This window comes from Mesorhizobium sp. ORS 3428 (assembly GCF_001854785.1).
In the GTDB taxonomy this organism is placed as follows: domain Bacteria; phylum Pseudomonadota; class Alphaproteobacteria; order Rhizobiales; family Rhizobiaceae; genus Mesorhizobium.
This window is the reverse complement of sequence record NZ_MDFL01000009.1, coordinates 1-7,732: the sequence shown is the minus strand read 5'-3', so window position 1 is coordinate 7,732 and position 7,732 is coordinate 1. Positions and strand designations below refer to the sequence as shown.

Annotated in this window: 5 protein-coding genes and 3 pseudogenes; all 8 read right to left on the bottom strand. The window is 62.3% G+C overall.

Features of this window, described 5'->3' with window-relative positions; genetic code table 11:
• Positions 1-284 precede the first annotated feature (284 nt).
• Positions 285-992: an SDR family NAD(P)-dependent oxidoreductase gene (locus tag ORS3428_RS03740; protein WP_244507841.1), complete on the bottom strand. Its 708-nt coding sequence runs from the start codon at positions 990-992 to the stop codon at positions 285-287.
• Positions 993-2,311: 1,319 nt separating this feature from the next.
• A complete protein-coding gene (locus ORS3428_RS03735) occupies positions 2,312-3,757 on the bottom strand; it encodes an NAD-dependent succinate-semialdehyde dehydrogenase (RefSeq protein ID WP_244507842.1) in 1,446 nt (481 codons plus the stop codon).
• Between the two features lie 167 nt (positions 3,758-3,924).
• Positions 3,925-4,620: pseudogene (locus ORS3428_RS03730) on the bottom strand (aminotransferase class III-fold pyridoxal phosphate-dependent enzyme); the annotation flags it as partial.
• A gap of 44 nt (positions 4,621-4,664) precedes the next feature.
• A complete protein-coding gene (gene bioD / locus ORS3428_RS03725; protein ID WP_157895915.1) occupies positions 4,665-5,303 on the bottom strand; it encodes an AAA family ATPase in 639 nt (212 codons plus the stop codon).
• Positions 5,300-5,449 (bottom strand): annotated as a pseudogene (locus ORS3428_RS32135) (8-amino-7-oxononanoate synthase); the annotation flags it as partial. The gene bioD and the pseudogene ORS3428_RS32135, both read right to left, overlap by 4 nt.
• A gap of 177 nt (positions 5,450-5,626) precedes the next feature.
• Positions 5,627-5,767, bottom strand: a pseudogene (locus ORS3428_RS33820) (carboxylating nicotinate-nucleotide diphosphorylase); the annotation flags it as partial.
• A gap of 1 nt (position 5,768) precedes the next feature.
• Complete coding sequence (locus ORS3428_RS03715; protein ID WP_071094699.1) at positions 5,769-7,307, bottom strand: L-aspartate oxidase; 1,539 nt, start codon at positions 7,305-7,307, stop codon at positions 5,769-5,771.
• Positions 7,304-7,732, bottom strand: a 429-nt coding sequence (nadA, locus tag ORS3428_RS03710; RefSeq protein ID WP_172833639.1) for a quinolinate synthase NadA, incomplete at its 5' end; no start/stop codon positions are given. The genes ORS3428_RS03715 and nadA, both read right to left, overlap by 4 nt.

Below are 7,732 nucleotides of genomic sequence, written 5' to 3'. Positions count from 1 at the left end.
TCGACATACATGGGAAAGGGCGGAGAGACCGAGGCCGCAACCGCAGCGTTCCGGCGCTCGTCCAAAGCAACATTCGACACCATTTAATTACCTCCTGTTAGATCGCATCGAGACGCGCCAGAAAAACCACGCCATTCGCCAAGGCTCGCGGCAATGAAGCATCATATCCGTAATTAATGCTGGATTTCGTGCGCCCGTTCAAAATGCTGGTATTACGCATATTCCAGTTTGCGCTTCGCGTCGTCTGTTCCGGACAGCGCGTGCTTCGAAGGCCACTCCTGCCGCTACTGCGGCAGGCTCAGCATTGCCATCCGGCCGCCATCGATCGTCCACACCTGTCCGGTGACAAAAGAAGCTTCGGGCGAGGCCAGCCAGGCAATCAGGCTTGCGAYCTCCTCGGGTTTCCCGGTGCGGCCTACCATATGGATCTTCCCGACCTTTTGGCGAAATCCCTTTGGATCGGGCAGGTTCTGAATGAAATCCACATTGATGTCGGTATCGATCCAACCCGGTGCCACCGCGTTGCAACGGACGCCTTCACGGCTATGGTCGATCGCCACTGCCCTGGTGAGGGCGTGGATGCCCGCTTTGGATGTGCCGTAGGCGGCATGCTTCGGATTGGAGCCCAGGCCCTCGATTGAGCCTACATTCACGATCGAACCACCCACTGACCGCAGGTGGGGCAGGGCGGCTTTGATCAGCATTAACGGTGAGGTCAGATTGACGGCCATCGTGCGCTCCCAATCCGCGAGGGTCATATCCTCGATCCGTACTTCCTCCATCATTCCCGCGTTGTTCACCAGGACGTCAAGTCGCCCGGTTTGCCCTACCACTGCCTCGACAGCACGACCTGCCTCAGCCGGAGCCGATAAGTCGATCGAGATCGCTTCGAACTCCAGATCCTCGCCGCGCTGCGCCGTGAAGACGCGGGCACCCTCATCCCGAAGTCGTCGGGCGGTGGCTTGACCAATTCCGCTGCGCCCGCCCGTCACAAGGGCGACCTTTCCTTCAAACCTCTTCAWCCTGGCTCCTTATTCCTTAACCTAGACTAGCGACTTTCATGTGCGGGGCGGGGGCCGGACGAGCTCAGTTCGTTCGGATAGCCTGCCCGCAGGGTCGCGGATGCTAGACGCTGCCACACCGGCGGATAACGTTGCTGAAACCGTGCGGAGCATTGGCGCGCCACATGGTCGGTCTTCTCAAGCCCGCATTGCCGATGCCGAGGCTGTCACACGCTATAGCGCCGAAGCTCTTACTTTAGGCAACCCCGAGTCACCATCACCAAAGGTACTTTTGAGGGGAAGACCAGTCTGGAGATGAATACCTGTCATCCCGCCTTGCGGACACGAGCGAGGCTCATCGACATCGGCCCCCGCTGCCCTTTGTCGCCTGGTGGTTTCGCGTTGAAATCGATACTTGCGTCGTGGTGAAGCGCTGGAAACGCAAAGCCCTTGGCGTCTTGCGAGGTGCAACCACCGAGAACCGGTTCTCGCGGCCCAGAATGCTGGAGTGTCAGTATTCATCAAAGCCTCGCTGCGGCGCCGGAATAAATAGTGTTCGCTCTGGCAAAAGGAACTATACCGCCCGGTAGGGCGGTTTTGCTCACCGTGACACTAATGATAGGGGATCAGGCTTCCCCAAGAGAATAGCTAAAACTTTTAGCTGGCGCTAAACTCAATTTATGCCTGGCGGCCCGGCAAACTTGAGAGTTGGCAGTTTGCGCAAATTCGCGGGGAATTGTGCGCTTCTCGAACTCTGCCTCCATAGTGGTCAGCCGCATCCCAGTCTCGGTCCGGAAACCGGCGATGCGGTGCTTCTGGAGCTTCTTAATCGGGCGGAGGGCGCTTGGCGGGTTGATGTTGAGGTCCCTGGCGAATTGACAGTAAGACCACCTGGATCGAGATGCTAAAGCTTCGGCATTATGCACGTCTATATCAATTTKTTTTCCATCTAGCTTTGGGCGGACATGTCTTGCACTTGTGGGCCAAATGCCCCCAGCCCCGAGCCGCGCCAAAATTAACCGTTCAGGGGCAAATCACCAGAAGAATTTCGAACGCCTTTTCTGGTCTCGCGCCTCGCCGCTGCAGCAGGAGGGACAAAAAAATTCTCAGATGGAGTTGTATCAACTGCACAAGTGGACCAGACATGCTGCTCGCGCGCTCATCCGAGCAGCCCGGGCGTTCGGAACTCGCCATGCGCTTGGCAACCGGAGCTTCTGGGCATTGGAGGCGTATGCTCCCCATGACATGACCCGCTATGCAGAAGGCCGGCTCAGGCAGACGGTCTGGTCAGAAGAACAGCGTGTCGGTCCTCAGATACCGCCCATGCAGAGATACTTCATCTCGAGGTAGTCCTCGAGGCCATGGCGGGAACCTTCCCGCCCGATGCCTGACTGTTTGACCCCGCCGAAAGGCGCGGCCTCCGAGGACATGCGGCCGGTATTGATACCGACCATGCCGTATTCCAGGGCCTCCGCCACACGCCAGACCCGCTTCAGGTTGGAGGCGTAAAAATAGGCGGCGAGGCCGTAGATCGTGTCGTTGGCCTCACGCACGACCTGATCCGCGTCCTCGAAGCGGATGACCGGCGCCAATGGCCCAAAGGTCTCCTCTTGCGCCACGGTCATTGTGCTAGAGATATCGGTGAGGACCGTCGGTTGGAAAAAAGTGCCGTCTGCTCCGATCCGRCCTCCCCCGCACCGGATCGCACCGCCTTTTGCCACGGCATCGGCGATGTGGGATTCGATCTTGGCCAGAGCATGCCTGTCGATCAGCGGGCCGATGGCGACACCGGGATCGAAACCGTCACCAACCTGAAGCCGTCGAACCCGCTCGACGAATTTGTCGACGAACTCGTCATGAACGCCCGACTGCACGTAGAGGCGGTTGGCGGAAACGCAGGTCTGGCCGGCATTGCGGAACTTCGCCTGGATCGCCCCGTCTACGGCAGCATCGATGTCGGCGTCGTCGAAGACAATGAAGGGCGCATTGCCACCGAGCTCGAGGCTGACCTTCTTGATCTGGTCCGAGCACTGGCGCATCAGCAGCCGCCCGACTTCGGTCGATCCGGTGAAGCTTATCTTGCGCACCTTGGGATTATGGCAGAGTTCGCGCCCCACCGCAGCGCCCTCGGAGGCGTAGACAAGGTTCACGACGCCGTCGGGGAAGCCGGCCTCGGCGGCGAGCGCGAACATGGCGCCTGCGACAAGCGGCGTCTGCTYGGCGGGCTTCAGCACGATCGCGCAGCCCGCCGCCAGCGCCGGCGAGATCTTGYGCGCCACCATCGATGCAGGGAAGTTCCATGGCGTGATCGTGCCGACAACACCGATCGGCTGCTTGATCACCAGCATGYGGCGGTCCGTCGAGGGCGCGGAGATCGTTTCGCCGTAGATACGGTTGGCCTCCTCGGCGTACCATTGCAGATAAGCGGCTGCATGCGAGACTTCCGATCTGGCTTCGGCAAGCGGCTTGCCCATCTCCGCGGTGAGAATTGCGGCAAGGTCGTCGGTGTGGGTGACGATCAGCTGGTGCCACTGCCACAGCATTTCGCTCCGCTCCCGGGCGGTCAGCGCTGCCCATTCGGCCTGGGCGGCATAGGCCTTGTCGATCRCCGCGCGCGTCTCGTCGACGCCCATATCGGGCAGTTCCGCCAACAGCTCGCCGGTTGACGGATTGAAGACTTCGAATGTGCGCCCACCAAGCGGCGCGCCAAGCGCCGGCACACGGTCGATCGCAGCAAAGAGGTCGGGGGATTTCAGGTGGCGGATCAGCTCCGGATGTAGAGACAAGTGGTTATCTCCTCAATATCAAGCATTGTCTTTGGCGGCATGCGGAACCTGTCGGTAGCCGCCAAGGTTGCTTAGCACTGGGTGGCGGTGCCGATAAATACCGCCGATTTCGCGGGAAAATTCGGTAAGCACCTCAAGATCCCTGCCTGCTCGCAGGCAAACATTGTGCCGGTGCCGCCCCAACCGGTCATGACTTCGTCGGCGATAAAAAGTGTCTCCGAGCGCTCGGCAATGCGCTTGAGTTCGGCGAGTACCCAGGCGGGGTACACGAGCATGCCGCCGGCCGCCGAGCACCAGCGGCTCGACGATCAGCGCGGCAGCTTTGCGGTCGCGCGCCAGCCGCTGGAAGGCATCGAGCGTCCTTTGCTCCTGGCCTGCGGCAGGAAAGGGGCTGGTGTCGACCTCGAACAGCAGCGGCTCGTAGGCGGCGTTGAAGACGCCGCGCCGAGCTCATCGTGCCGATGATGTCGCCGTGATAGCTGTGTTCCATCACGACGATGCGCGAGCGCGGGAAGCCATTGTTGCGGTGAAAGCCGAGCGCCATCTTCAGCGCCATCCCGACGCTGGTTGAGCCGCTGTCGGAGAAGAAGACCCAGTCGAGCCCCGGCGGCGCCATGTCGACCAGCGCTGCGCCAATTGCTCGGCCGGCTGGGCTGAGGCCGGCAAGATCACCGGCTCGAGTGTTTCGGTCGCGTGCCGGATCGCTTCCACGATCTTTGGGTGGCGGTGGCCATAGTGATGACCCACCAGGAGGAGATCGCGTCGAGGATGCGCTTGCCTTCACGCGTCTCGACATAGGCGCCTTCGGTGCGCACGATCGTCGGCGGAACCAGTTCTGTGGCATGCTGGGTAAAGGGATGCCAGACAGCGGAGCGGTTTACTGTGGGGCCTCTGTGAAGTCGGCGACGTTGAAGGTCGTTCGCATGTTTTCGGAAAGCGCAGGTGTCAGYGGATCCAGACGCGGAAGGCGACCGAGCACGCGCACCCTGCTCATCTCGGCGATCGTCCTTTGCRTGTCGCCCATCTCGTCGCCGATGAAGGCGATGCCGAGCAATGGAATGGAGCGGGCGCGCAAGGCCTCGAGCGAAAGCAGGGTGGGGTTGATGGTGCCGAGCGCCGTACGCGCGCAAAGAATGACAGGCAGTTGCCAGTCCCGCAAGATATAGATGAACTTCATCTGCCGATTGAGCGGCACCATCAGTCCGCCGGCCCCTTCGATGATGAGCGGGCCGGGCAACTCCGGAAGCGAGAGCTTTGCCGCCTCGATCGCGATGCCATCGATTTCGCCGACCGATGCGGCGACAGAGGCGTCTTCAGACGGTAGACTTCCGGCAGGACGCGCCCTGAAGGCAGGCCAGAAAGCCGGGCAACGACCTCGCTGTCGGTTTCCCCGTCGAGGCCCGATTGCGCCGGCCCAATAGAAGCCGTCGAGCAGGCCCGCGAGACCGGCCGAAAACACCGTCTTGCCGATGCCGATGCCGGTGTCGGTGCCGGTCACGATGAAGCGTGCCGTCATGGCGTGCGCTCCCATTTTTCGGTGAGCGCATCGAACAGCGCCGAGAGGTCATCCTCGCCGACATTCAGCGTCAGCGAGGTACCAAGCCGCGCCGTGCCTTCGGGCACGGTTGGTGGGCAGATGCCGCGCACGTCAAAGCCATACGGCAGCGGCCCTCGATATCGTCGCTGACGAATCGAATCGCCGGGAACGGCTGGCGCGGCTGGTCGCGCTCGCGGGCAAGAGGGCCGAGGCGCTCATCCTACCAGCCAGCGGCTCGCAGATCCCGCCGATCATCGTCGGCGACAATGCCCGCGCCATGGCGCGGGCTGAGGCTCTGCAGTCGCATCCAACGCGAGCGTTGCCTTGCAATCGGCGGGGATGATGGCATCGCTGGTGATGTCGCCGGCCTTCCCCAGATCCAGCAAGGCAGCGCGGACGATCGGCTCCATGACAATCTGGGGAAACGGCGCAAGTGGACTCATATCAACGGCTCCGTTCCGATTTCTGCCACCTGAGTGCGACGGCATTCTCAAAAGCCGTGCAGAGCGTCAGCCGGGAGGGGAGGGCGGCAGCATCGCGTCCAGGGAAATCGGATCGGTAGTGGGAGCCGCGGCTTTCCTCGCGCCGAAGTGCCGCGATCGCGATCAACAGGGATACTAGCGCCGGATCGGCCGCCGCTGTCTCGCCAACAGCGATCGGCAGCAGCGTGCCGATCGTCTCACGCAGAACCTTGCCGTTGCGGACGATGCCCAGCGCGTTGGAAACGATTTGGCCCATTGGTGAAGGGTCAGGTCGAACAGGCACCGTTGCGGGAAGCCTCGGCCATTGCCGGCCAGCACAAGTACCCGCGACGCTTGCCGCGACCCAAGCGGAGGTCGCGACCGCTTCGGCCAGCGAGTTGCTGGCGAGCCGGTTTGCTCCATGCAGCCCAGTGCACGCGACTTCGCCACACGCCCACAGCCCGCCTACAGAGCTGCGCCCGTCGGCATCAACCGCGACGCCACCCATGTGATAGTGAGCCGCAGGACGAACAGGAATTGGCTCAACGGCCGGATCGATGCCGGCCTGTCGGCAAGCGGCCTCAATTGCCGGAAAGCGTTTCGCAAATTTTTTCCCGAGACATTGCCGGGCGTCGAGATAAACACGATGCCCAGCGGCGAGACAATGCGCAATTGAGCGTGCGACCACGTCACCCGATGCGAGCTCGGCGCCCGGCGTGTCAGTCAGGAATCGATCGCCATGTTCGTCGACCAACACCGCACCCTCGCCGCGCACGATTTCGCTTATGAGTGGCATCGGTCGGCGTGGGCTATCGAGCGCGGTCGGATGGAACTGCACGAATTCCAGGTCGGAAAGCTCCGCGCCGGCGCAGGCGGCGAGCGCAAGACCGTGCCCGAAAGAGGAAAGCGGGTTCGTGGTATCGCGAAAGAGTCCGCCGATTCCGCCGGTCGCCAGCACTACACGGCGGGTGGGCAATGCGAAAACGCCACTGTGCAGGACCGCCAACAGGCCCACGATGCGGCCTTCCGCAACGACCAGGCGAAGGGCTGTTACACCTTCCATGATTGTGATCGAACGGGTTCGCCGCGCAACGGCGAGCAGTGCATGGAACAACTGATGACCTGTGGCGTCCGCGGCGTGAACGATCCGGCGCCGTGAATGGGCTGCCTCCAGCCCGAGCCGCAGTTTTCCGTCTAAAGCGCGGTCGAAGGGAGCACCAAGACGAACGAGGCTCTGAATAGCTTGAGGCGCGACCTCGACCACTCGTCTGGCTATTTCTTCGTTGCAAAGCCCGTCACCCGCGGCAAGCGTATCGGCAAGGTGCAGATCAGGGCTGTCGTCCTCGCCAAGGCTTGCCGCAAGCCCACCCTGAGCGAGCGTGCTCGAGCTATCCGTCCCAAGTGGCGTCCTGGACAGGAGGATGACCGGCTCTGGYGCCAGATGCAGTGCCGTCATCAGCCCGGCGAGGCCAGCGCCGATGATGACCGGCGCCCCGCCGATGTCGTGGATGTAGGTCGTCATACGAAGAGCATGCGCTCGACGGCCCAGCGGGCGCGCTCGGCGACACGCGCATCGATCGTGACGATATGCCGGTTCTCCTCGAGCGCGCTGCGGATGTTGGCGAGCGTGATCCGCTTCATGTGCGGGCACAGGTTGCAGGGACGCACGAAGTCCACGTCCGGATGATCGACGGCGACGTTGTCGCTCATCGAGCATTCCGTCATCAGCACCACACGCRCCGGCTTATGCCGCCCAACATAGTCCGACATCGCTGCGGTCGAGCCAGCGAAGTCGGCCTCGGCGATGACCTCCGGTGGACATTCGGGGTGAGCGAGCACCGTCACGCCGGGATGAGCCTCGCGCAGCTCGCGAATGTCGGCCGCGCTGAAGCGTTCGTGGACCTCGCAGCGTCCCTTCCAGGCGATGATCTCGACCTTGGTCTGCGC